At 42.8% G+C, this 21,618-nt stretch carries 18 protein-coding genes; 7 read left to right on the forward strand and 11 right to left on the reverse strand.

Features of this window, described 5'->3' with window-relative positions; genetic code table 11:
• Positions 1-155 precede the first annotated feature (155 nt).
• The 3 genes from AB5642_RS05595 to AB5642_RS05605 all read right to left on the reverse strand — a co-directional run bounded on the left by AB5642_RS05595 (position 156) and on the right by AB5642_RS05605 (position 3,838).
• Positions 156-1,865 (reverse strand): hypothetical protein, encoded by a 1,710-nt coding sequence (locus AB5642_RS05595; protein ID WP_237925750.1) that lies wholly within the window; start codon positions 1,863-1,865, stop codon positions 156-158.
• 98 nt (positions 1,866-1,963) lie between these two features.
• The gene (locus tag AB5642_RS05600; protein ID WP_148461462.1) at positions 1,964-2,869 is read right to left on the reverse strand and encodes a carbohydrate ABC transporter permease; all 906 of its coding nucleotides are present in this window, start codon (positions 2,867-2,869) and stop codon (positions 1,964-1,966) included.
• Between the two features lie 12 nt (positions 2,870-2,881).
• Positions 2,882-3,838 carry a sugar ABC transporter permease gene (locus AB5642_RS05605; RefSeq protein ID WP_148461461.1) on the reverse strand — a complete coding sequence of 319 codons (957 nt, stop codon included), beginning with the start codon at positions 3,836-3,838 and terminating at the stop codon, positions 2,882-2,884.
• A gap of 221 nt (positions 3,839-4,059) precedes the next feature.
• Here AB5642_RS05605 and AB5642_RS05610 point away from each other — a divergent pair, with 221 nt between their 5' ends.
• Genes AB5642_RS05610 through AB5642_RS05620 form a run of 3 tightly spaced genes read left to right on the forward strand, consistent with a single transcriptional unit; the run spans position 4,060 to position 8,367 of the window.
• A complete protein-coding gene (locus AB5642_RS05610) occupies positions 4,060-5,928 on the forward strand; it encodes a sensor histidine kinase (protein WP_237925749.1) in 1,869 nt (622 codons plus the stop codon).
• Positions 5,929-5,942: 14 nt separating this feature from the next.
• Positions 5,943-6,722: a helix-turn-helix domain-containing protein gene (locus tag AB5642_RS05615; RefSeq protein WP_368371488.1), complete on the forward strand. Its 780-nt coding sequence runs from the start codon at positions 5,943-5,945 to the stop codon at positions 6,720-6,722.
• Positions 6,715-8,367: an extracellular solute-binding protein gene (locus AB5642_RS05620; RefSeq protein WP_237925744.1), complete on the forward strand. Its 1,653-nt coding sequence runs from the start codon at positions 6,715-6,717 to the stop codon at positions 8,365-8,367. The genes AB5642_RS05615 and AB5642_RS05620 overlap by 8 nt, the downstream gene beginning before the upstream one ends.
• 70 nt (positions 8,368-8,437) lie before the next feature.
• Here AB5642_RS05620 and AB5642_RS05625 read toward each other — a convergent pair whose 3' ends face one another.
• The 6 genes from AB5642_RS05625 to AB5642_RS05650 form a co-directional block, all read right to left on the reverse strand.
• A complete protein-coding gene (locus tag AB5642_RS05625) occupies positions 8,438-9,865 on the reverse strand; it encodes an alpha-L-fucosidase (protein WP_148461457.1) in 1,428 nt (475 codons plus the stop codon).
• Positions 9,866-9,931: 66 nt separating this feature from the next.
• Entirely contained in the window at positions 9,932-11,362 is a 1,431-nt protein-coding gene (locus AB5642_RS05630; protein WP_148461456.1) for a sialate O-acetylesterase, read from the reverse strand.
• Positions 11,363-11,717: 355 nt separating this feature from the next.
• Positions 11,718-13,193 (reverse strand): glycerol kinase, encoded by a 1,476-nt coding sequence (locus tag AB5642_RS05635; protein WP_173718644.1) that lies wholly within the window; start codon positions 13,191-13,193, stop codon positions 11,718-11,720.
• A 148-nt stretch (positions 13,194-13,341) separates the two neighbouring features.
• Positions 13,342-14,274: a transketolase family protein gene (locus AB5642_RS05640; RefSeq protein WP_148461454.1), complete on the reverse strand. Its 933-nt coding sequence runs from the start codon at positions 14,272-14,274 to the stop codon at positions 13,342-13,344.
• Complete coding sequence (locus AB5642_RS05645; protein WP_368366228.1) at positions 14,267-15,106, reverse strand: transketolase; 840 nt, start codon at positions 15,104-15,106, stop codon at positions 14,267-14,269. The genes AB5642_RS05640 and AB5642_RS05645 overlap by 8 nt, the downstream gene beginning before the upstream one ends.
• Complete coding sequence (locus tag AB5642_RS05650; protein WP_118577679.1) at positions 15,103-16,503, reverse strand: L-fucose/L-arabinose isomerase family protein; 1,401 nt, start codon at positions 16,501-16,503, stop codon at positions 15,103-15,105. Before AB5642_RS05650 ends, AB5642_RS05645 begins: the two co-directional genes overlap by 4 nt.
• A gap of 347 nt (positions 16,504-16,850) precedes the next feature.
• Here AB5642_RS05650 and AB5642_RS05655 point away from each other — a divergent pair, with 347 nt between their 5' ends.
• The 4 genes from AB5642_RS05655 to AB5642_RS05670 all read left to right on the forward strand — a co-directional run bounded on the left by AB5642_RS05655 (position 16,851) and on the right by AB5642_RS05670 (position 19,802).
• Positions 16,851-17,858: a LacI family DNA-binding transcriptional regulator gene (locus AB5642_RS05655; protein ID WP_173718645.1), complete on the forward strand. Its 1,008-nt coding sequence runs from the start codon at positions 16,851-16,853 to the stop codon at positions 17,856-17,858.
• Positions 17,859-18,270: 412 nt separating this feature from the next.
• Positions 18,271-18,972, forward strand: coding sequence for a hypothetical protein (locus AB5642_RS05660; RefSeq protein ID WP_173718646.1), 702 nt, complete (start codon positions 18,271-18,273; stop codon positions 18,970-18,972).
• 101 nt (positions 18,973-19,073) lie between these two features.
• Complete coding sequence (locus AB5642_RS05665) at positions 19,074-19,652, forward strand: TetR/AcrR family transcriptional regulator (protein WP_158432696.1); 579 nt, start codon at positions 19,074-19,076, stop codon at positions 19,650-19,652.
• A gap of 15 nt (positions 19,653-19,667) precedes the next feature.
• Positions 19,668-19,802: a DUF6783 domain-containing protein gene (locus AB5642_RS05670; RefSeq protein ID WP_368371490.1), complete on the forward strand. Its 135-nt coding sequence runs from the start codon at positions 19,668-19,670 to the stop codon at positions 19,800-19,802.
• Here AB5642_RS05670 and AB5642_RS05675 read toward each other — a convergent pair.
• Together AB5642_RS05675 and AB5642_RS05680 are read right to left on the reverse strand one after the other, a co-directional pair.
• Positions 19,762-21,306 (reverse strand): AMP-binding protein, encoded by a 1,545-nt coding sequence (locus AB5642_RS05675; RefSeq protein ID WP_173718647.1) that lies wholly within the window; start codon positions 21,304-21,306, stop codon positions 19,762-19,764. The two genes, AB5642_RS05670 and AB5642_RS05675, sit on opposite strands and share 41 nt — an antisense overlap.
• A 45-nt stretch (positions 21,307-21,351) precedes the next feature.
• Positions 21,352-21,582 carry an acyl carrier protein gene (locus tag AB5642_RS05680; RefSeq protein WP_118577685.1) on the reverse strand — a complete coding sequence of 77 codons (231 nt, stop codon included), beginning with the start codon at positions 21,580-21,582 and terminating at the stop codon, positions 21,352-21,354.
• Positions 21,583-21,618: the final 36 nt, after the last annotated feature.

Here is a 21,618-nt window from a genome sequence, read left to right on the forward strand (position 1 = left end):
ATATTTTGAATGGAAAAAACGTATATCTCCTATGTAGATTTTTCATATCCCCCACATTAAAAAGCCCTCCCCAGCGAAAACACATAACCTGTGCCTTTCCGCTGAAGAGGGCTTCTCTTTATGAAAGCAGAATTTTTAAAGCTTTATTGTTTGTCTTATTTAACAGTTTTCTCATTCAGAGTTTCAAGGATTTCATCAAAGTCTTCATCTGTCTGGCTCTTGATGTCATCAATGTAATCTTCCCATGCATCGTCATCATTAATGTCGTTCTCACCTGTGATAAACTGAAGCGCAAGCTCTTTTGCTCGTGTCTCGCAGGTTCCGTCATATCCAAGCTCTGCTTTTGCAGAAGACTCTTCAGCAGTCAGATAAGTAACCGGTGCTCTGTCGTATGGGGAAACAGAATCCTCTCCGCCGTTGGCAGCAGACTCAACCCAGTATTTTCCTTCATAGTAACCTTTTTCAGCATTCCACCATGGCTCCGGATTACAAGCAACCTCAAGCATTGCGTTGAAATCAAGCGGGTTAAATGGAATACCGGTTCTGCAAACGCTAGAAGAGGTAAGTCCATACTCAGCGGATTTTGTTGCAGGTGTTGCATCGTTCAAAATATCATCTACGAAAGTCTTAGTTTCATCAGTTTCTGTATAGGTTTCGCCTTCAACACCCCAGTTCATAAGGTTTACCATCTCATCAGAATACTGATAGTCAATCATTGCTACTGCATATTCCGGATGCTCGGTTTCTGCACTGATATAAATACCCATATTTGCATTCAGAGATTTTGCAGCCTGTCTGGAACCCCATTTCCAGGCAGTACCATACTCTGTATTCTCCGGAAGATATGCAAGCCCCCATTCCATATTTTCATCTGTCTTAGCAGTATTCCAGCTCGCTACAGATCCAGACCAAAGTGTCGGGCAAATACCGCCAACATTTGTGGTAGCTTTTGTCTGACCCTGATTGAAGTCTGCTGTTGCAAACTCAGGATCAATATATCCTGCCTCATATAAGCTGTTCAGATATTTCAGGCACTCACGGAAGTTATCCTCAATCGGTCCGAATACCCATTCCTCACCGTTGTAGTACAGGCAATCCCATGTGTGGAAAATTCCAACAAATCCACGGTACAGGGAGTAATCCTTTGTGTTGTTGATAATAACATAATCAAGATCAAGTGATCCATCGTCAATCTTTGCCTGCATGTCAGAGCAAAGCTGTGTAAACTCATCCAGTGTAGCAGCCGGCTGCCAGCCGTTTTCCTTAAGAAGGTCAAAACGATACGCAAATGCTGTGAAGGACTGTGCTCCCTGGATATCATCCGGGTTATAGAAGCCGTCCATAAAGTAATACATGGATCCGTCCTCATTCTTTGCGAAATCCTCGCCACCGTTTGTCTCTTTCATATATTCCGGATAGTAAACCATATAATCGGAATAATCAGCAAGATTTAATAAGATTCCGTCCTCGCCGTACTCATTGACAGCTGATCCCTTTGTTACAGTGGCAATATCCGGAACTGAACCGGACTGAAGTACAACCAGCTCATTTGCCGTATAGTCCGTTGCAGCTGTTCTTGTCCATGTGATGTCAAGCTTGCAGCCAAGGTAATTTTCCATAGCCTCCTGCCATTTTTCCTGAACCAGTGTTCCATCAGAAGACTGCTGATAATCTGCGATGCTTACTTCCAGATGTAAGGTTCCGTCCTCAAGCTCCGGAAGCTCAATGCCGTTATCTGCAGCTGTTGCTTTTGGTGCTGAATCCTCTGCCCATACAGCAGTTGTTCCTATGGTTGTGAAAAGTCCTGCAGCCATTGCTACTGACATTCCCATAGCGGTAAGTCTTTTGGTGGTTTCTCTCTTCATAATTTCCTCCATTTTCTTTTGTAGACATTGTTGAATAGTAAACGTGTGTCTTTTATTTATAAGGAAAGCTGTCCCCCAGCTTCCATATAATCTGAATATCAGCCCTTAACAGCTCCTACCTGTACGCCCTGTGCAAAGTATTTCTGGATGAACGGATATACCAGAAGGATTGGTCCTATGGTTGCGATTACGCAGGCATACTGTACATTCAGACTGTTTAGGTTACCATTACTGATCATCTGCTGTGCATTACTCATGTTTGAAGTATTGGATGTAAATACAATTTTTCTAAGAAGCATCTGAATCGGCTGTTTTGCAGGATCCTTAATGTAAAGAAGTGCTTCATAGTAGCTGTTCCATACGCCAACAACGGAAAACAGACCGAAGGTTGCGTACAATGCTTTTGAAAGGGGCACATAAATCTTTGTAAGAATCTGGAACTCACTGGCTCCGTCAATTCGGGCGGCTTCCCTGATCTCCGGGGAAATTCCCTGATAGAACGAACGATAAATGAAAATATTATAAGCACTTACCGCATTTGGCAAAATCAGTGACCACCAGCTGTCATACAAGCCCAGATTCTGAATCAACAGGTAAGCAGGAACTGTACCACCACTGAAAAACATAGTGATCAGCAGGATAATGGACAATGGTTTTCTCAGTACGAATTCCGGTGCCATCATAACGTAAGCCATAAGAGAATTCAAAACCAGGCTGACAATCATAGTTCCCACTGCAATTACAATCGTATTCCAGTAAGCTCCCAGTATATTCTCATCCTTGAATAAGGCTTTGTATCCGTCCAGATGAAATTCCTTTGGAAAGAAGGTAACCTGACCGGTTGTGATCATGCGGTTGCTAGACAGTGAAGTGGCAATTACATTCAGGAACGGATATAGAAATATAATCGCTACAATGATCATGAACACAATGAGGAACACGTCAAATGCTCTGCTGCCAATATGTATTTTGTTATTCTGTTTTTTTGCTTTTCCAAATGACATGAATTTTTCCTCCTACCACAAACTGTTTTCCGGGTTGATTTTTCTGGTAATCATGTTTGCTCCAAATACCAGAGCAAAACCAATGACTGAAATAAACAGGTTTACGGCTGTTGCATACGAGAATTTACCTTCCACGATACCTTTCTGGTAAACAAAGGTTCCGATTACTTCCAGCTGACTTCTGTTTGTGTCGTTCTGCATCAGAAGGATCTTGGTATAATCACTGTTCAGCACATTTCCAAGATTCATGATCAGAAGAATCGTAGTAGTTGGCTTAATAGTCGGCCAGATAATATTTTTGATTTTCTGCCAGCGGTTTGCACCGTCAATATTTGCTACATCATACAAGGTTACATCTACATTGGATAATGCAGACAAATACATGATGGAACTCCATCCTACTGTCTGCCATACCTGCGAACCGAGATATAAAGGAAGGAAATACTGACTTCCATTATTCATATCCACTCTCGCCATTCCCAAAAGATTTCTTATATCGTTGAAAAGTCCGCTGGTAGAACCAAATCCGTTTAACATAGAGCAGATAACTACTACAGAAAGGAAATGAGGAATATAGGAAATTGTCTGTACTGCACTTTTAAATACCTTTCCTCTTAACTCATTCAGCAGAATAGCAAAGATAATTGCCGCCGGAAACGTAAATAACAAATTCAGAACTCCAATTTTCAGCGTATTCCATATAATCTGTCCACTGTTTACATTTTTAAAGAATTTGATAAAATTTTTCAGTACAGGCTCCAGCCAGTTACTGTCCCAGACACCTTTTGATGCTTTATAATTCTTAAATGCGATCAGAATTCCATACATTGGAACATATTTGAAAATGATCAGCATGATCAGCGGTGCCAGTGCCATAATGCAAAGGGCTTTCTGTTTCCATAGCAGTTGCCAGAATGTTTTTTTCTTTGCCGCATATGGAATGGATGTGGTGTTTGACCTTTTCGCCATATTTCTCTCTCCTTCCGGTCTTGTGTTTCTGATGTAATTATTGTATTGTATAAATCGCAGTGTTTGAATGGAAGATTCATAATTTTTTCATGTATATTTTACATTTTTTTCAGAGTTTTTCCGCTAAACATGGAATATTCTCAGGTTTGTCCAATAATTTTCCATGACACCCTGTAAAGAATTTATTGTAAAATATGATTAAGAAAGGACAGGCATTATATATGAAAAAGCACAAAACAATCCTGCTTCCCCTTGGACGGCAGTTTTCTATTATCTTAGTATTATTTATTGTCTGCACGGCAGGCATTACACTATACAACACTCAGGATTACGTTCGGGTACAGACCGACTTTCTTAGCAGCAGTCTGGACTCTTATTCCTCGCAGCTTGCCAAAAATACCCTGGAAGCCTACGATAGCTACAAAAACATATGCTATAGCGTTGCATACAGCTCTGTAGTTCAGGATTTTCTCAGCAGTAAGAACAGGCAGAGTTCCTATGAAGCTTATCAGGAGCTGCGAACACAGCTGGAAAACACCTTCCTTCTGAATCCATATATTTCTGATATTGCAGTTTACGGACAGGATGGTACCTTTGCCTCCCTTGGAGGATCTGCTTTCAGCTACAAGCCCTTTGCCGATAAGCTTGAGGAAACCTCGTTTCCCTACTGCACCGTTGGCACCTCCTTAATAAACGGAACCAACTGCCATATCCTTGCCATGCCGATCTGTACCTTAGGTACCGGACAGAGCCAGCGCCTTGGCATCCTTTTTCTGGCCATTGACATTAATCATCTGCTTAGCAACTCTATGACCAATATGAATAGCCAGAAGCTTTATGAACCGGAAATCCTGTTTGCAAATGCACAGCAAGAGCTGATTTATGGAACAAGAAGCCTTTACCGTACCGTTCTTAGCACCCCCGCACCTCAGTCTGAAGCAGACACCTACGAAGTAAAAGCAAACAGCTCCCCGGTAACCTATATCGCAAAATGCTATTCCTTTCGCAAGCTTGGACTTTCCCTTTATGTGCTTGTAGACAAAAGTCAGCTAACCAGCCAGATCCAAACTATTTCCCAGCGTCAGTTTCTCGCTACAGGTGCTATACTTCTGCTGGTTTTCCTCTTTGTAACCTTCCTTTACAAGCCATTTTTGGATTCGCTGAAACAGCTGATCGATTTTATGAAAAGTATTTCCGCCGGAAACAGAAAAGCAATCAGAAAAGGTGCCCAGATTCATCAGGGCTTAATTGGGTCTACTGAAATCAACGATATTTTTAACGCATTTAACGAAATGCTGATCAAAACCGAAGAACTGAATCATACCATTTTTGATTCCTATACCAGAATGTATGAATTGGAAGCCAACAACCGCAAAACAGAAATTGCATTTCTGCGAAGCCAGATTAATCCGCACTTTCTTTACAATACGCTTACCATGATCTGCGGTATGGCTGCAGAAGGCATGACTGATAAGATTATTCTGGTTACAGGTGCACTTTCCCAGATTTTTCGATACAGCATTAAAGGGAACGACTTGGTTTCTCTGCGGGAAGAGCTGGAAATCGTAAAATCTTATCTGATGATCCAAAAGGAACGCTTCGCAGACCGCTTCACCATTGAATATAATTTTTCTGATGATGCCTATGACTGCCTGATACCCAAAATGGTCATCCAGCCACTGGTAGAAAATGCAATTGTCCATGGACTGGAAAAAAGTCTGAAACCCGGTTCTATTCTGATCGGTGCCGGACGAAATCCCCGGCACGGTTATCTGGCCATCTGGATTTTTGATACCGGTGTGGGAATGCCTCCGGAAAAATTACAGGAACTGCGCCATTCCATTGCGGCTTCCGTTCATGACAAAACCGGAGATGCTTCTGCTGATCTGGCAAAAATGGATGCGCAAAATCACGACAGCATCGGAATTCTAAATGTCAATAGCCGTATGGTGCTTTATTATGGAGCTGACTACACTCTTCTCATTGACTCTGAGGAAGGTGTGGGAACTAATATTCAGCTGCGGGTCCCTTATCAGACAAATGATTTTCACAAACATCACAACAGTTCACCCCTTCATCAGGGCATCTAAAGGAGAATATTTATATGTATCAGGCAATTGTAATTGACGATGAAAAATGGGTTGTAAAAAGTCTGATTGCTACCATCAAAAATCAGGACTATTTTGAAATCACCACAGAATTTTATGACGGCCTTTCCGGTCTTGAATATATCCGTATTCATCAACCGGCCCTTGCATTTGTGGATGTAAGACTTCCTGGCATGGGTGGACTAGAAATTCTGCAGGCAGCTCATGCGGAAGGCTTATCAACTCTTTTCATTATGATAAGCGGACATGCTGAATTTGCATATGCTCAGAAAGCAATGTTTCACAATGCGATCGGATACTGTCTAAAGCCATTTTCCAGAAGTGAGCTTATGGATTCCATGAAAAAGGCTTATCAGCTTCTTCAGGAGCAGGAACAAAAAGCAGAAAATCAAGAAGTTTCTTTGGAAGAGCAGCCAAACATTTTTCATCCTCAGCATCTTGTTTCTTCCCACAAATCTGTGCAGATGATGATTGATTATACAGAAAAGCATTATCAGGAAGATATTTCCATACAAAATCTTGCAGAATACTGCAGTATCAATCCTAATTATGCCAGTCAGATTTTTCGTCAGGAAACAGGAGGAACCTTTGTCAGCTATCTGACCAGTCTGCGGATTGAACATGCTGCATGGCTTCTTGCACACAGTGACCAAACCGTATTTGCCATTGCCACTCAGGTTGGCTACAGTGACTATTTTTATTTTGCAAAGGTGTTCAAAAAAGTAAAAGGATGCACACCTACCGCTTATCGAAAGGATTCTGAAGAACATGTGTGATCTTATTTCTAAACAGTTATTGGGGGTTTCCATTGCAGCCGCTTTGATTTTCACAGCCACCGGCTGTGATTCCTCTTCAACTACTACAAAAATCAGCCGTCAGGCACTTCCTGAATCCATTCAGAATCTGTCCTTTGATAAACATTTAAATATCAGTGTTGGCTATTGGAATATTGAAGAGATGGAAAAAGCAGCCCAACCAGACGCTATGACTCAGTATATTGAAGATTTATTTAATATTACGCTGGAACCGATGGCTGTAACCTGGTCAAATTACAAAGAGCGTTATCAGATTTTGAGTGCTACCGGAAGCCTTCCTGATGTTTTTGCCACATTAACACTTTCTTCCAACGACAATAATGACTCCGCAACCTTTTCTGATTTTATCAATACCGGAGTCATCCGTGCTCTGCCTGAGGATCTGACAGACTATCCGCGCCTGAATGAGGTTTTGAATTCTGTATCCTATACCCGATATACAAATGGCAAGTATTATGCCATTCCCCGTGTTTCCTTTCTGGATCCAGTTCTTGGTGCTACAGATGCTGCTATGCTGGTTCGCCGGGACTGGATGGATAGCCTTGGGATTTCCAATCCGGAAAGCTTTCAGGATTTTGCAGACATGACGATTGCTTTTGCAAAAAATGATCCGGATGGAAATGGCATTGATGATACGCTCGGTTACAATGTTAATTCCATAAATGCACTTGGAAAATGGGTGATTCTTGGCATCGCTCCTGAATGCAATGTTTATTCCTGGACGGAAAATAACGGTTTCTATGTTCCTTCCTGGTCCACGGACGCATTCAAGCAAGTAGTAAAGGATTATCGCCTGCTGTACGAAGAGGGTGGTCTGGACCCTGATTTTTACACCAAATCCCCCTCTGCTGTTATGGATGACTTCGCAGCAGGACGGCTCGGTGCCCTGGAATATAAATCCTCCCCTTCTTCACTTATGGAATTAAAAAACAGATGGGATGCCTTGAATGATAAGTCCTTCGAGGACTGTGTGGATGTGCTTCCTGTTTTTCCCGCACCAGACGGGATTCGATACAGTAATTCCTCCAGCATCTTCTGGTCGGAATCTTATATTTCCTCAGATGTAGACGATACAAAAGCAGAGCGCATTCTTGCTCTATTTGAATTTCTTCTTTCTGATGAAGGACAGGATTTCTGTCATTATGGATTAGAGGGAATTGATTATGAAAAGGATAAAGATGGAAATTATTCCTGCCTTCTGGATACAAAAGGAGAAAGCCTTACCACAGCTCTTGCCAGAAAATATCCATCTTCTATTTTGTTTTCCGGTATTGCAACCTGGGGCGGAAGCTGGAAAGATTTTGAAGTCAATGATATGAATACCCTCCGTTATGGAAAATTTGCAACTATTCTTGCTTCTGAATCCGCCAATTACTGCAAGGAGCACACTACGCAGGTCAGCCGCCCTTATGCATTCATGAGCTATCCAAAAGAACCAACAGAGGAATTTAGCACCTCCAATGCATTTAAACAATTCATAAGCTGTATTATCGGAAATGACGATGCCGTAGACATGTGGGAAAATGTGTTAAAGCAAATGCGATCTGACGGACTGGACGAATATATTCAAAGGCAAAATGAAAATTTCGCAAAATCACAAAATTAATTTAAAAATCCCCACCTGAAGCTTTGCTTATACAGCAATAATCTCAGATGGGGATTTTATATAGATAAATTTATTTGATTTTCAAAACATAAGCACAGTCACAAGGCTTCTTTTTCGGTGCTTTTACATAAAGCCCGTCTTCTTTTCTGTAAAAAGCAAGCTCACCTTCATTTCCCAGCATAGTTACCTTCTTAATCTCACCGTCAAAAGCACCACCCTTACGAAGTGTACGGATACAGAACTCTCCGTCCTCTGGCCAGCCAAATGCAATCGCATAAAGAGCATCGCCATGTGTGGTAAAACGGAAGTCCTGAGCAGTAAGAGTATCACTATGCACATCAACAGCATCGCCCTTATCAAGCTGCTCCTGGATTTTTCCCACATCATAATTGGCATCATCTACTGTAGTAGGACCTTCTGCTGCCACCTTAAATGGCCTTGTCTCATAAATTGCCTTACCGTTTAAAGCCAGCCAGTCCCCGATCTCTTCCAAAATACGCACTGCATCGGGATGGAAGGAACCGTCTGCATATGGACCTACATTTAGCAAAAGATTTCCATTCTTGGAAACAATATCGCAAAGCTGATGGATAATCCGCTCTGCTGATTTATATTTGGGATTTTGTACCATACACCAGGTAATGTTATCCTCCAGCCGGTCGTCAGACTGCCATGGGAAGTCCTTTGGGGAAGAAAATCTTCCGCACTCAATATCATAAACGCCGATATCCTTAGGATAATCCTCCTGTTTGTATGTAATGATTCCGTCCTTAATTTCTCTGGTGTTGTAATAATATTCGGCTACATCATAGCGATAGTCTTCCTGGATAATGCAGGTACGGCTGTCAAAATACACCTCATCCGGCTCATACTTGTCGATAACCTCCAACACCTTATCCCGCCAGATTTTGCAAAATGCTTCGTCAGGATAGCGATAAGGAATATAGCGATTTGTCTCAAGAGGCAGTGCAGGACCGTAATATTTTTCATTTTCCGGAATATACACATCTGCCTCATTATCCGTTGACATAAACCATCCCCACAACCACTGGTGGTGAAAGGTTGCCACTGTACGAATTCCCTGCTTGCGAAAGGCCTCTGTGCATTCTCCCACAATATCACGGTGAGGACCATAATTCATACTATTAATTGGATTAACTGCGCTGTCCCACATGGAAAAATTATCTGCATGCTCACTAACTGCACCGGCATATTTTGCGCCGGAACGCTTTACAAGAGAAGCCCACTGATCCGGATCAAATTTTTCTCCTTTGAGCATATCATAAAAGTCCTTATAGCCAAAGTCATGAAGACTTCCATAGGTTTTCTCATGATACTGGTTCTGCTCCAAGCCTTTGCAGTACATATTTCTGGAATACCACTCGTTTTGATATGCCGGAACGCTATATGGTCCCCAGTGAAAAAATAATCCAAACTTTGCATCTCGAAACCACTTTGGTGCTTCTCTTTTTACATTGTTCCAATTGACCTCTCTCATGTTTTCCAATACTCCATTCTGCCCGCAGGCGTTTTTTGTTGCACTGCCATGGGCAGGCTGAATTTATTACAATTTTATTGACTTCTTATAGAAAGACAGAAGCGGCAAAAAGGTCACTTCGTCCACTGGTGGCTGTTTAACCGGATCTGCCTGCCATACAAAGGAAAGCTCTGCTTCATCCTCCACTTCTCGTGCCAATTCCAGATAAAGATGATTTTTGTTCTCTCTGTTTCCGCGAATATGAAGGATCTCCACCTCACCCTCACTGTCTGTCAAAGTAAATCCGCTGTCTTTTCCCACTGCTGAGTAAACCAGGAAGCAATTCTTAACATGATCGCAGGTAAGCTTCAGCCAGATTCCGCTTCCCTCCAGCTGGAAGCTCTTTCTTTCCGCTTCGTCTGCTCTTTCAACCTTTACAAGCTCAGGCGGCTGATACTCTTCCTTTCCATTTAACACATGGGCACATTGCTTCGCCAGCTTTTCTCCAAGCGCTACATTAGCCTGTGCTGTATTGTGGATTCCATCGCAAAGGCTTAAATTGGAAGTTGTCAAAACAGAAACTCCCGGTATCTCCTTCGCTGCTCTTGCCTGAGCATCACGCACCATTCCCCAGCACTCGTCATTGATTCCATTGATCTGTCTGTTCAGCTGCATGGTAAAAAACGGGATCTCATATCCCAGTTCTTTTCTGGTTGCTTCCACGTACTCCCTAAAATGCTCCAGATATTTTTCTGCCGGTCCCGGATTGGTGTCTGAGCATCCCTGATACCAGAGCACTCCTGCATATTTTCCCCCGGTCTGATGAATCTTGTCCAACATATTTAAGTACAAATCTCCGTCCTTTGGATTCCATCTTTCCATAGGAGAACCGCCAAGAGAGGTCTGAATCAATCCCACAGGCATTCCCGTCATTTTCCCATAAGTCTTTCCAAACGCAAGATAAGGAGATACTCCCGGCACACCCATCTCTTCATTGGCCAGAGATCCGGCAAAAGTGCTTTCATTCATAGGGTGGCTTGCAATATCCCACTTGTTTCTGTTACGATACAAATGCACATCCATGCTAGGTGGGTCAATGCAAAAATCCCTGCTGTATCCCGCTGAATTAGATTGACCTGCAATAATAAACAGGTTTCCTACTCCCAGATGGAGCACACAATCTCCACGATAGAGCCATGTAAGATCCGGAACAGTGCTCTTTGTTTCCAGGCTGGTGTCAATCCTGTAAGGTCCCCCGGCCGGAATCTCCAGTGTCACCTCAAATTCCCCCTGAAATTTCTCATTACATGTAAAATGATCTGCATTTGTCCAGGGAATCACCGTCATATTGTCATCCTCACGCATAACTCTCACAACCGGAGTAACCCTTTCAACACCCACTTCAATTGCTGCCGGATGAACCTGAAAGTTTCCCTTTAAAGCTACAGATGCCTTACCATTCTCCTGCTGCAAAATTTCCCAATCTGCAGGAGCCTTCGTCAACGTAATTCCATGCATTTTAATTCAACCTCTCTTTCCAGCTACATAATCTATATCAAGCGGATATTCCAGGTCCGCTTCGCTACTTGCTCATAACTGAATAACTGCTTCGCAGTTTATCAGAAGGAGCTTGCTCTTTCGTCTTGTTTTTCATTATAAAGTCTTTTCAATTTCATTGGTATATTCATTTTTCAGACCATTATGTAAATTTTTCAGATAAATGAAACTGCCTGCGCCTCTTACAAGTAGTCAGAAACCAGAATTTTATGGACATAGGACAAGCCCCATGAGCACTGTCCTGACCCTTTATAGGTCAGCTTGTTCATGGGGCTTGCATATAGGAGACGGACTAAACCATCTTAAATACCAATTGTTATTTATTTGTGATCACCGAAGCCACAGCCTTCTTCCATCCGGCATACTTCTGTTCTCGTTTCTTGGCATCCATGTCCGGCTTATAGGAAACCCGGTTCAATTTTCCGAAGATACTTTCATCCCAGACACCAAGCTGCAATCCTGCCGCATAGGCCGGTCCAATAGCGGAAAGCTCCTCGGAATCCGGAACCAGAACTCCGGCATCTGCAATATTGCTCTGGAACTGCATCAGATAGTCGTTTCGGGTCGGACCGCCATCTACGCGAAGCTCCTTCACCGGAACACCAGCATCCTCAGACATAGCCTGTACAACATCTGTAATCTGATAAGCAATACATTCAAGTGCCGCTCTTACAAACTCAGCCTTGCGGGTAGTACGGCTCATGCCTACAACAGAAGCTCTCGCCTCGCTGTCCCAGTAAGGCGCGCCAAGACCACTGAATGCAGGAACCAGATACAGGCTGTCCTCCTGAATGGCCTCTTTCGCCAGTTTACCGGTCTCTCCAGGAGAAGAAATAATCTGAAGATCGTCCTTCAGCCAGGTAATCACAGCGCCTGTATAGTTCAGATTGCCTTCAAGCACATAGTTAACCTTGCCGCCGATTTTCCATGCAAGAGAAGTAACAACACCATGGGTGCTGAGGATTGGCTTCTCGCCAATATTCATCATAATAGAAGAACCGGTTCCATAAGTGGACTTGATCATGCCAGGCTGCAGGCATCCCTGGCCAAAAAGAGAGCCGTGGGAATCTCCAAGTACACCATGGATCGGGATTTTATGAGGAAGAAGTCCCTCGAAATCCGTCTCGCCGAAGCAGGCATCGGAATCTGTAACCTCTGCCATATTTACCGGATCAATGCCAAATAATCCGCAGATTTCCTCATCCCATTTCAGGTCAAAAATATTAAAAAGCTGCGTTCTGGAAGCATTGGAATAATCGGTTCTGTATTCTTTGCCTCCTGTCAGCTTGTAAACCAGCCAGCTGTCAATAGTGCCATGGCAGATTTCGTGACGTTCTGCCGCCTCTTTTGCACCCTCTTCATTTTCCAGAAGCCATGCGATCTTGGAAGCCGGGAAATAAGGAGAAAGATTCATCCCGGTTTTTTGGCGGATCATTTCTGCTGCGCCGGCCTTTTCCACGCGGGAACAGATATCTACTGCGCGGGCGCACTGCCATACAACTGCATTTCCGTAAGGTTTGCCTGTAACGCGGTTCCATGCAAGAGAGGTTTCACGCTGGTTGCTGATTCCCAGACCAACTACATATTCCTTCTCTACTCCCTCCAGAAGTTCTTTCACAACCTCCAGAACATTGCTGTAAATTTCCTCTGGATCATGGGAAACCCAGCCCTTTTCATTGATGATCTGCCTGTGAGGGCGGTCTGTACGGCGCATAATGCTTCCTGTTTCATCGAAAAGGAGCGCCTTGGTACCCTGGGTACTCTGATCAATACTAATAATATATTTTGCCATGTTTACTATCCTCTTAAAACTTTTATATTCTCTAAAATCAACATCTCTGTACCTTAAGTCTGTTTTGTAATTAAATAATAAGCGTGCCTGACCGGATCTGCACTTTGCAGTCTGTCAGTCACGCTTAAATTTGTTTCTTATTTAATTATTATTTCAGAGCTTCCACAGCCTTCTTCGCAATACCCTCAGCATTTAATCCATAGTAATCAAATACTTCCTGTGAGTTACCTGTGATAACCGGAGCATCCGGAAGAGCCATGTTCAGCACTTTCTTCGGGCAGTTAGCACCAACAACCTGTGCAACCATAGAACCCAGTCCACCAAATGGAGCGTGCTCTTCTACCGTGATCACTGCCTTTGCATTCTTGGCAGCTTTGATAACGCCTTCAGTGTCAAGAGGTTTCACGCAGTACATATCCAGTACAGTTGCGGAAATTCCCTGCTCCTCCAGTAACTTTGCTGCTGCAAATGCCGGACGAACCATCTCGCCGCAGGCAATGATTGCCACGTCTGTTCCTTCTTTCAGAACAGTTGCCTTGTCCATTTCAAATGGGCAGTTGTCTTCTGTATAAATATCCTCAACCGGATTTCTTCCTACACGGATGTAAGATGGTTTCTCATCCTTCAACAGAGCCTCGATCAGATGCTTTGTCTGATGACGGTCACTTGGAAGGTAAACTCTCATATTCGGGATTGCGGACATAGCTGCGATATCCTGTGCAGAATGATGGCTCATTCCAAGTGCGCCGTAGCTGATGCCGCCGCTGATACCGATAAGAGTAACATTTGTATTGGAGTATGCCACATCAACTTTGGCCTGCTCGTAGCTTCTTGTGGATAAGAAGCAGGCTGGTGAGCATGCAAATGGTTTCTTTCCACATTTTGCAAGACCTGCGGAAATACTTACCAGATTCTGCTCTGCAATACCGGTCTCAATAAACTGATCCGGGAAATTATCTGCAAATGGTGTCATGGAAGCGGATCCTCTGGAATCGCTGCAAAGCACCATAATATCTTTGTCTTCTTTTGCTTTATCCATCAAAACTTCACAGATGGCCTGTCTATTTGGAATCTTATTCATGAAGAGCGGCCTCCTTTCTTGCTGCAAAATCCGCGATGATCTGATCATATTCTTCCTGTGTTGGAACCTTGTGATGCCAGTTTGCCTTGTTCTCCATTACGGAAGAGCCACAGCCTTTTACAGTGTTGGCAATTACAGCGGTTGGTTTGCCTTTTACAGTTTTTGCTTCTTCAAAAGCAGCATTTAACTGGTCAATATCGTTTCCGTCTTTTACATCGATCACATGCCATCCGAAAGAACGGATACGCTCATGGAGATCATCATGTCCCATAACGTCCTCTGTATTTCCGGAAATCTGAAGACGGTTACGGTCAATTACTGCACAAAGGTTGTCCAATTTGTACTGATGTCCTGCCATGAAGCCTTCCCATACAGACCCCTCTGCCAGCTCACCGTCACCCATTACGGTGTAAACACGGTAATCTCTGTTGTCTTTTTTGCCTGCAAGAGCCATGCCTACGCATACAGGAAGTCCATGTCCCAGAGAGCCGGAGTTCATCTCGATTCCAGGAAGCTTATTGTTCGGGTGTCCGATATATTTGGAGCCAAATTTTGAAAAATGTGCTTTAATATCTTCCAGGTCCAGAAAGCCCTTTGCTGCAAGTACAGCGTAGTAAGCCTCTACAGAATGACCTTTGCTGAGTACGAAACGGTCACGATTCGGGTCATCCATGTTTTCCGGAGAAATGTTCATCTGGCAGAAATACAGGCTCATCAAAGTATCGATCACACTCATGTCGCCGCCGATATGACCGCCCTTTCCGGCAACGATAATATCTACAGTATCTTTTCTCAAGTCAAAAGATTTTGCCTTTAAATTTTCCATTCTCATTCACCTCTTAAATATGCTTTCACATCTTCTTCAATAGGATCATATAAATCAGGAGTGATTCCCATGTATTTGCATGCCTCGTAAAGTACCGGAACTACATCTTTATGGATACCTACACAGTGATGGATGTATGGTCCTTCTACAATCTTGGCTTCCAGACGTTTGATGTTCTCAACCTCAACCCAGAGATAAGTTCCCATACCTTTCGGTCCGTCAACGCCTTTTGCTTTTCCAAGGAGCATGGAGTATTCTCCGTTATCACCGTCGAAACGTGCCAATGTCACTTCGCCATGCTTTGCTTCTGCTGTAATGCTTCCCGGATGGCTGAATGCCAGCGGATAAGTAAGCTTCGGTGTCTCTCTTGCAACAGAGATCGGCCATGGTCCGCAGTGCTGAAGGAGCTCGCCGTTTTCAATGTCAGGATGGCGGATAGTCCAGTCTGCAAAGAAGCTTCTTGTGTCATCAAGTGCTGCTGCCTCAACAAGAAGAGCGGTAATTGCACCGTGAATATCTGTCTCACATACAACCGGAATTCCCTCTTCATTGAGAAGTGCGTTTGCTGCACACGGCATAATTCCGATCTCGCTCTGCAGCTGGTTCCAGCACTGGATAGCAGCTGCCTGACAGCCGTATTTCTTAATAAGATTTCCCATAGCAACCTTCAGAGCTGCTACATTCTCAAGCTCGTTGTCTTTTACACAGATTTCCATGTTCTGGCGGCAGTATTCTACAACCTTTGCAACCTCTGTTCCTTCTGCTTTTGCTTTCTTCATCTCATCTGTCAGCTCTGGCATTGGGATTGGGGTCAGCTGGATGTTGAATTTCTCAAGAAGTTCACCCTCGTTGCACATGGTGGACCAGAACTCGTATGGTCTTGTGGAAATCTGAAGAATTCTCATGTTGCGGAAGGTTTTTACTACATTACAGACAGCCATGAAATCACGAAGGCCACGCTCGAATACCGGATCATTCAGTCTGCAGTTTGTCATATATGTAAATGGAACGCGGAATCTTCTGAGGACTTTACCTGTTGCAAAAAGTCCGCACTGTGTATCACGAAGACGGACACCGTTCTCGTCTGGTCTCTCATCAAGAGGTCCCCACAGGAGAACCGGTACATTTAACTCTTTTGCAAGTCTTGCGCATTCAAACTCAGTTCCGAAGTTGCAGTGCGGAAGGAAAAGTCCGTCGATTTTCTCTTTTTTGAATTTCTCTGCAATCTTGATGCGGCCTGCCTCGTCATAAAGAAGACCCTCGTCATTTACGTCTGTGATGTCTACAAAATCGATTCCTAATTCTTTTAATCTGTCTGCAGTAAGTCCACGATACTTAACTGCATCCGGTGCACTGAAAATACTTCGTCTGGTTGGCGCATAGCCGATTTTGATCTTTGCCATTCTGGTATTCCTCCTTGTTTATATTTATTATTTTCTTTTGGTTTTCTTAGCTGTAAAATCTTTTTCTTTATTACTTACCCAGATATTCTGTTTGCTTTTCTTTATAGCTTTAGTATAGGTCTCCTCCAGCTTTATTCCAATAAGAAATAAAGTATTTTTGACTTTATTTTTGCTTTATTTTTCGCAAATATATTGTTTATTTTTCAATTAAGAAGTACAATATATACAACAGAAAAAACTTCTGCCAAAGAAATATGAACAGTTTCCACAGGAAATCCTTTTACGTCTAAAAACAGGTAAAGCTTTATCTTTTTGCTTTACAATTATTACTCTGGGAGGTGCCGCAAATGTCCATTACCGCAAAAGAACTGGCTGAAAAACTGAATCTTTCACAGACTGCCGTCTCCATGGCGCTGAACAATAAGCCCGGAGTCAGCACGGAAACCCGCCGGATGGTGATAGAAGCTGCTGAAAAATACGGCTATGACTTTACCAGACTTTCTCTAAAGAAAAATAAAGCTGGAAGCATTTACGCGGTAAGCTATCGTTCCCATAATGCCATCATGTCCTATTCTCCTATTTTTGATGCTATGGTGGAGGGTATGGAATCCGTAGTGCAGAAAGATAATTATAAACTGAAAGTAATCACATTTTATGAAAAGAGGGATAACCTGGAGCATTATCTGGGGGATTTAAGAACTACTGACTGTGTGGGAATTATTTTGTTTGGGACTGAAATGCGGGAAGAAATGGTCCGGCCTTTCCTGAAGCTTCCTTTTCCGGTGGTGATTCTGGACGCCTATTTTGAAAACCTTGACTGCAATTATGTCGTTCCCAATAATCGTCAGGGAGCTTATCTGGCTACCGATTATCTGATCAGCCGGAGAATGAAGCAGCCTGGTTACCTGCAGTCTGCTTACCCTCTCCGCAACTTTTCAGAGCGTCTGGAGGGATTTTATCATGCTGTCCATGATAACGGAATGTCCCGTTCCCGCTGTATCATCCACCAGCTTTCTCCAACCATTGATGGTGCAATGGCAGATATGCTTGCAATTATTGACAGAGGGGATGCTCTGGCAGACTGTTATTTTGCGGACAATGACCTGATTGCAATCGGAACTATCAAGGCCTTGCGGCTCAGAGGCTACAAGGTGCCGGAGCAGGTGGCAATTGTAGGCTTCGACAATATCTCTGAAGGACGTATTATCGACCCCTCCCTTACCAGTATCAGCATCCCCCGTCATTATATGGGACAGGTTGCCGCCAGAGAGCTTCTCTCTCAAATAAACGAACCCCGGCAGCATACCTGTAAAATTGAAGTTTCGGCAAATCTGGTAAAACGATTTTCAGTTTGACGCAAAAAAGGTATCGCAACCTTTCACTTCCGGTTGTGATACCTTTTTTAATTACTTATTGCAAAGACGTTTAATGCGAAAATCCCTGTCTTTTTACAGTATTTATGATATATTTATTTGTTCCGAAATTATTTTCGAAAATATCATATTTTATTGTGAAATTATCACAAAATTTACTTTTCATTTATAATATCCGCACATTTTTCATCTGAAAAAAACGGATTTTCTGCGCTCTTTTCACCCAAAACAAATCACGATGCATACAGATCATGCAGCCTTATATTTTACCCAATTACACTGGTAAAATCTTTACGTTTATGGTATATTTATTTCATTATCTGCAGATAGCAATGTCAGAAATATAGTAACCTGACATCTTCTACCTTACACTAATAACCGGAGGGATATTTATATGGATGAAAAAATCATGAAATTTTTAAGGAAAAACAATATCCATATCAGTAATATTAAATATCTGCTCAGACAGGCGAATAAGACCTGCATTTATATGACCGATGGACGAGTTGTGAAAACTTTTATCACAGTCAAAGATTTATATGAAATTCTTATACCTTATGATTATATTTCCATAAATAAAGGCACCGTGGTTTCCAGAGGACAGATTGATCATATTGAAAACTGCACCTATCATATGAAGGATGGCGTACGTCTGGAAGGACGTAAGCGTGGCGCGGCCACTCACAAATTTCTGAACAAATCTTTGCATCAGGATCCTACCAAGACTTTATCTCCAAATATTCGTACGCGTTTTTCTGTAGTAGATGATATGCCCCTTGCTTTTTGTGTAATCGAAATGATTTTTAATAAAAACGGAACTGGAATTGACTTCGTTTTCCGCTATTGCAATAAAGAAATGCTTCTTCTGGAAGGCATGGATTTGCAGGAAATACTCGACCAATCTTTTTATCAGGCATTTCCCAACGGAGATAAGAAGCTCCTTGCCGCATATACAGATGTTGCCGTGAATGGCGGAAGCTGTCGTCTCAAGACTTACAGTGCCAGGATTCATCGTGAACTTATTATCAAATGTTTCCAGCCATTGGAAAACTTCTGCGCATGTATATTGATTCCTGCCTATGAAATAGAGAAATAAACATTTTCCAGATTTCCATATATACATGATATGAGAGTTAAAAGGTCTTTTGCCACTCATATCCTTATATTTATTGATAAAATATTGGGAGGGAATCGACTATGCAAAATCCAGTTCCTGACGAAAGATATTCTGTGGCGGATGAAGCCATCCTGGGTGCTTTTTTTAAACTTCTAAAGAAAAAAACTCCTGATCAGATCACAGTATCCGATATCACTAAGACAGCCGGTATCGCGAGAAGCACTTTTTATAATCATTATCAAGACATTCCTTCTCTTGTATCCGCAGTTGAGGAAAAGACGATCCAGGATGTTTTTTCTATAATGGAAAAATTTCATCCTGAAAATGACCGGGATATCTGTCAGTCCTATTTTCTGACACTTTGCCGCTATACAATGGAAAATCCTTTCCTGTCCAGTCTTCTGAGCACACCCCATGGGAATGATCTCTTTGAAAAAATGCTGACTATGCTTCATCACTATGTCACAGCTACTACCTCCAGTGCCAGACCCGGCAGACACACAAAAGAGGAAATATCTTATGTGATCACCTGTGCGATCGGCAGCACAATCGGTGTTCTTCACAAATGGACCCGGGATCATTTTGATCTTGAACCAGAAGTCATTGCAGAGATTCTGACTCAGGTTTTTCTGACTGGCATGCTGCCACTTTTATCCTGACGTGTTTGTAAAATCATTCCCGCAAAGTGGGGCGTGCAGATTGCGGGAATGCTCTTTCAAACAGGCATAAGAAAAACCCATCTAAGCAATTCACTCAGACGGGTTTTTCTTATGCCTGTGGCTCATCAATCAGGACATCCTGTCTCCTGATTTTCTTTGTTGTACTGCGTATAAACGGATTTTTCCGGATCACCAGACCTGTAATACGACGGTAGGTCGGCTGATTTTTATTGTATTCATCCAGAAATGCCTGAAGCTGTAAACGAATCATCTCAGTATCCAGTGCCTTTGCCTCCACAACTGCCTGTTCCGGATAGATACGTGCTGTCAGACCATTCTCTTCACCTGTTACAATCACTTCCGCAACAAGTGGATTCAGCGCAAGCTTATTCTCGATTTCTTCCGGTGATACATTTTCCCCATTGGAGAGAATGATCAGATTTTTCACACGACCGTTAATAAAAAGGTATCCATCTTCATCCATATACCCCTTGTCTCCAGTATGCAGCCAGCCATCCTTCAGCGTTTCTGCTGTTTCATCCGGCATCTGATAGTACCCTTTCATAACACTTGTACCCTTTACCAGAATCTCCCCGTTTTCAAACTTTATCTCCACATTCTCAAGTGGTTTTCCGATAGAACCCGGTTTATGATTTTCCGGTGTATTATTACTGATAACAGGAGAACATTCCGACATGCCATATCCTTCCAGTATCTGAACGCCATATTCTGCAAAACGGTCAATATAGTACGGATCCAGATGTGCCCCGCCGGTAAAAATCGTCTGCAGTTTTCCGCCGAATACTTTTTCTGCAAGAACCGCCTTCGGGATTTCCGGATCAGCAGCCGCCAGTCTCTTATAAATTGTCTCAATCATCATCGGAACCATGAGCATGATATCTGGTTTAAAAATGCTCATATTTCTGACCATATGAAGCAGGGAGTCATTGATACAGATAGTTGCCCCCTGAGAAAATCCCTTCAGCCAGTCCATGATAAGGCAGAATGCATGATGGATTGGAAGTACACTGAGCATGGCAGTTCCAGGCTCTGCTGAAATCTTAACTGCCTCAACGTTGGATGCCAGATTATTCTGTGTCAGCATAACCCCTTTGCTCTTGCCTGTGGTTCCGGAAGTAAAGATAATAGTCGCAATAGCTTCTGCATCCGGACAGGAAGCATCTTCTGCTGCACTCTTTCCCATATCTCTCAGCTCATTGATACTGTACACTCCTGAAGGCAGATCCTCCACCTCTTTCTGGAGCATCCACACCTTCTGAAGCTTCGGACAGTTTGCAAGAAATGCTTCCAGATATGGTCTGTGTTTCGGACTTAAGAAGAGTGCTTCGGAATCGGAGCGATTTATCAGGTCGATCAGTTCTTCACACGGGAGTGCAGCATCCAGCGGCACCGCTGTAGCGCATCCTGTAATAATTCCCAGATAGCTTTCGATCCATTCTACAGAACTGGTTCCGATTAATGCAATATGTTTTCCCTCAAACCCTTCTGCAAGAAGTCCTTTTCTGGTAGAAATCACGTTTTTCATTATTTCGCTGTAACTTTTCTCCAGAACTTCTTTTCGGTTAAGCCATTTTACTGCTTTGACTTCGCCAAATTTCTGTACACTTTCTTCTAATATATTCCTGATCAGCATATTTTTCCTCCTTCACTGTTCTGTGAACTGACACTCTGTTGATTCTTACTGAAGCTCCTCAAGAAGCTTAAGCGCCTCCTCAAGAGTTGTAATTTTTGTCACTTCGTTTTCATCCAGTTCAATATCAAAGGTATCCTCGAGCTCACCCAGAAAAGACATAAAATCCAGGGAAGTAAATCCCAGATCTTCACGGAATCTCATCTCACCTGTCATCTCTTCCGGTTTCACTTTACTGTACTGTGCTACGATATTTTTAAATTCTATTTCCTGACTCATTCCATTTCCTCCTGATTTTTGATTTCGTAACTGTTC

The organism is Ruminococcus sp. 1001136sp1_2201st1_G3_2201SCRN_220225 (genome assembly GCF_040924365.1).
Lineage (GTDB): Bacteria > Bacillota > Clostridia > Lachnospirales > Lachnospiraceae > Blautia_A > Blautia_A faecis.

What these genes read in the sequence shown, in the direction of transcription:
- AB5642_RS05620 (WP_237925744.1), top strand. Translation starts at nt 6,715, where the DNA reads ATGTGTGATCTTATTTCTAAACAGTTATTGGGGGTTTCCATTGCAGCC.
- AB5642_RS05605 (WP_148461461.1), bottom strand. Translation starts at nt 3,838, where the DNA reads ATGGCGAAAAGGTCAAACACCACATCCATTCCATATGCGGCAAAGAAA.
- AB5642_RS05635 (WP_173718644.1), bottom strand. Translation starts at nt 13,193, where the DNA reads ATGGCAAAATATATTATTAGTATTGATCAGAGTACCCAGGGTACCAAG.
- AB5642_RS05650 (WP_118577679.1), bottom strand. Translation starts at nt 16,503, where the DNA reads ATGGCAAAGATCAAAATCGGCTATGCGCCAACCAGACGAAGTATTTTC.
- AB5642_RS05595 (WP_237925750.1), bottom strand. Translation starts at nt 1,865, where the DNA reads ATGAAGAGAGAAACCACCAAAAGACTTACCGCTATGGGAATGTCAGTA.
- AB5642_RS05665 (WP_158432696.1), top strand. Translation starts at nt 19,074, where the DNA reads ATGCAAAATCCAGTTCCTGACGAAAGATATTCTGTGGCGGATGAAGCC.
- AB5642_RS05655 (WP_173718645.1), top strand. Translation starts at nt 16,851, where the DNA reads ATGTCCATTACCGCAAAAGAACTGGCTGAAAAACTGAATCTTTCACAG.
- AB5642_RS05660 (WP_173718646.1), top strand. Translation starts at nt 18,271, where the DNA reads ATGGATGAAAAAATCATGAAATTTTTAAGGAAAAACAATATCCATATC.
- AB5642_RS05680 (WP_118577685.1), bottom strand. Translation starts at nt 21,582, where the DNA reads ATGAGTCAGGAAATAGAATTTAAAAATATCGTAGCACAGTACAGTAAA.
- AB5642_RS05610 (WP_237925749.1), top strand. Translation starts at nt 4,060, where the DNA reads ATGAAAAAGCACAAAACAATCCTGCTTCCCCTTGGACGGCAGTTTTCT.
- AB5642_RS05630 (WP_148461456.1), bottom strand. Translation starts at nt 11,362, where the DNA reads ATGCATGGAATTACGTTGACGAAGGCTCCTGCAGATTGGGAAATTTTG.
- AB5642_RS05625 (WP_148461457.1), bottom strand. Translation starts at nt 9,865, where the DNA reads ATGAGAGAGGTCAATTGGAACAATGTAAAAAGAGAAGCACCAAAGTGG.
- AB5642_RS05615 (WP_368371488.1), top strand. Translation starts at nt 5,943, where the DNA reads ATGTATCAGGCAATTGTAATTGACGATGAAAAATGGGTTGTAAAAAGT.
- AB5642_RS05600 (WP_148461462.1), bottom strand. Translation starts at nt 2,869, where the DNA reads ATGTCATTTGGAAAAGCAAAAAAACAGAATAACAAAATACATATTGGC.
- AB5642_RS05645 (WP_368366228.1), bottom strand. Translation starts at nt 15,106, where the DNA reads ATGAGAATGGAAAATTTAAAGGCAAAATCTTTTGACTTGAGAAAAGAT.
- AB5642_RS05675 (WP_173718647.1), bottom strand. Translation starts at nt 21,306, where the DNA reads ATGCTGATCAGGAATATATTAGAAGAAAGTGTACAGAAATTTGGCGAA.
- AB5642_RS05640 (WP_148461454.1), bottom strand. Translation starts at nt 14,274, where the DNA reads ATGAATAAGATTCCAAATAGACAGGCCATCTGTGAAGTTTTGATGGAT.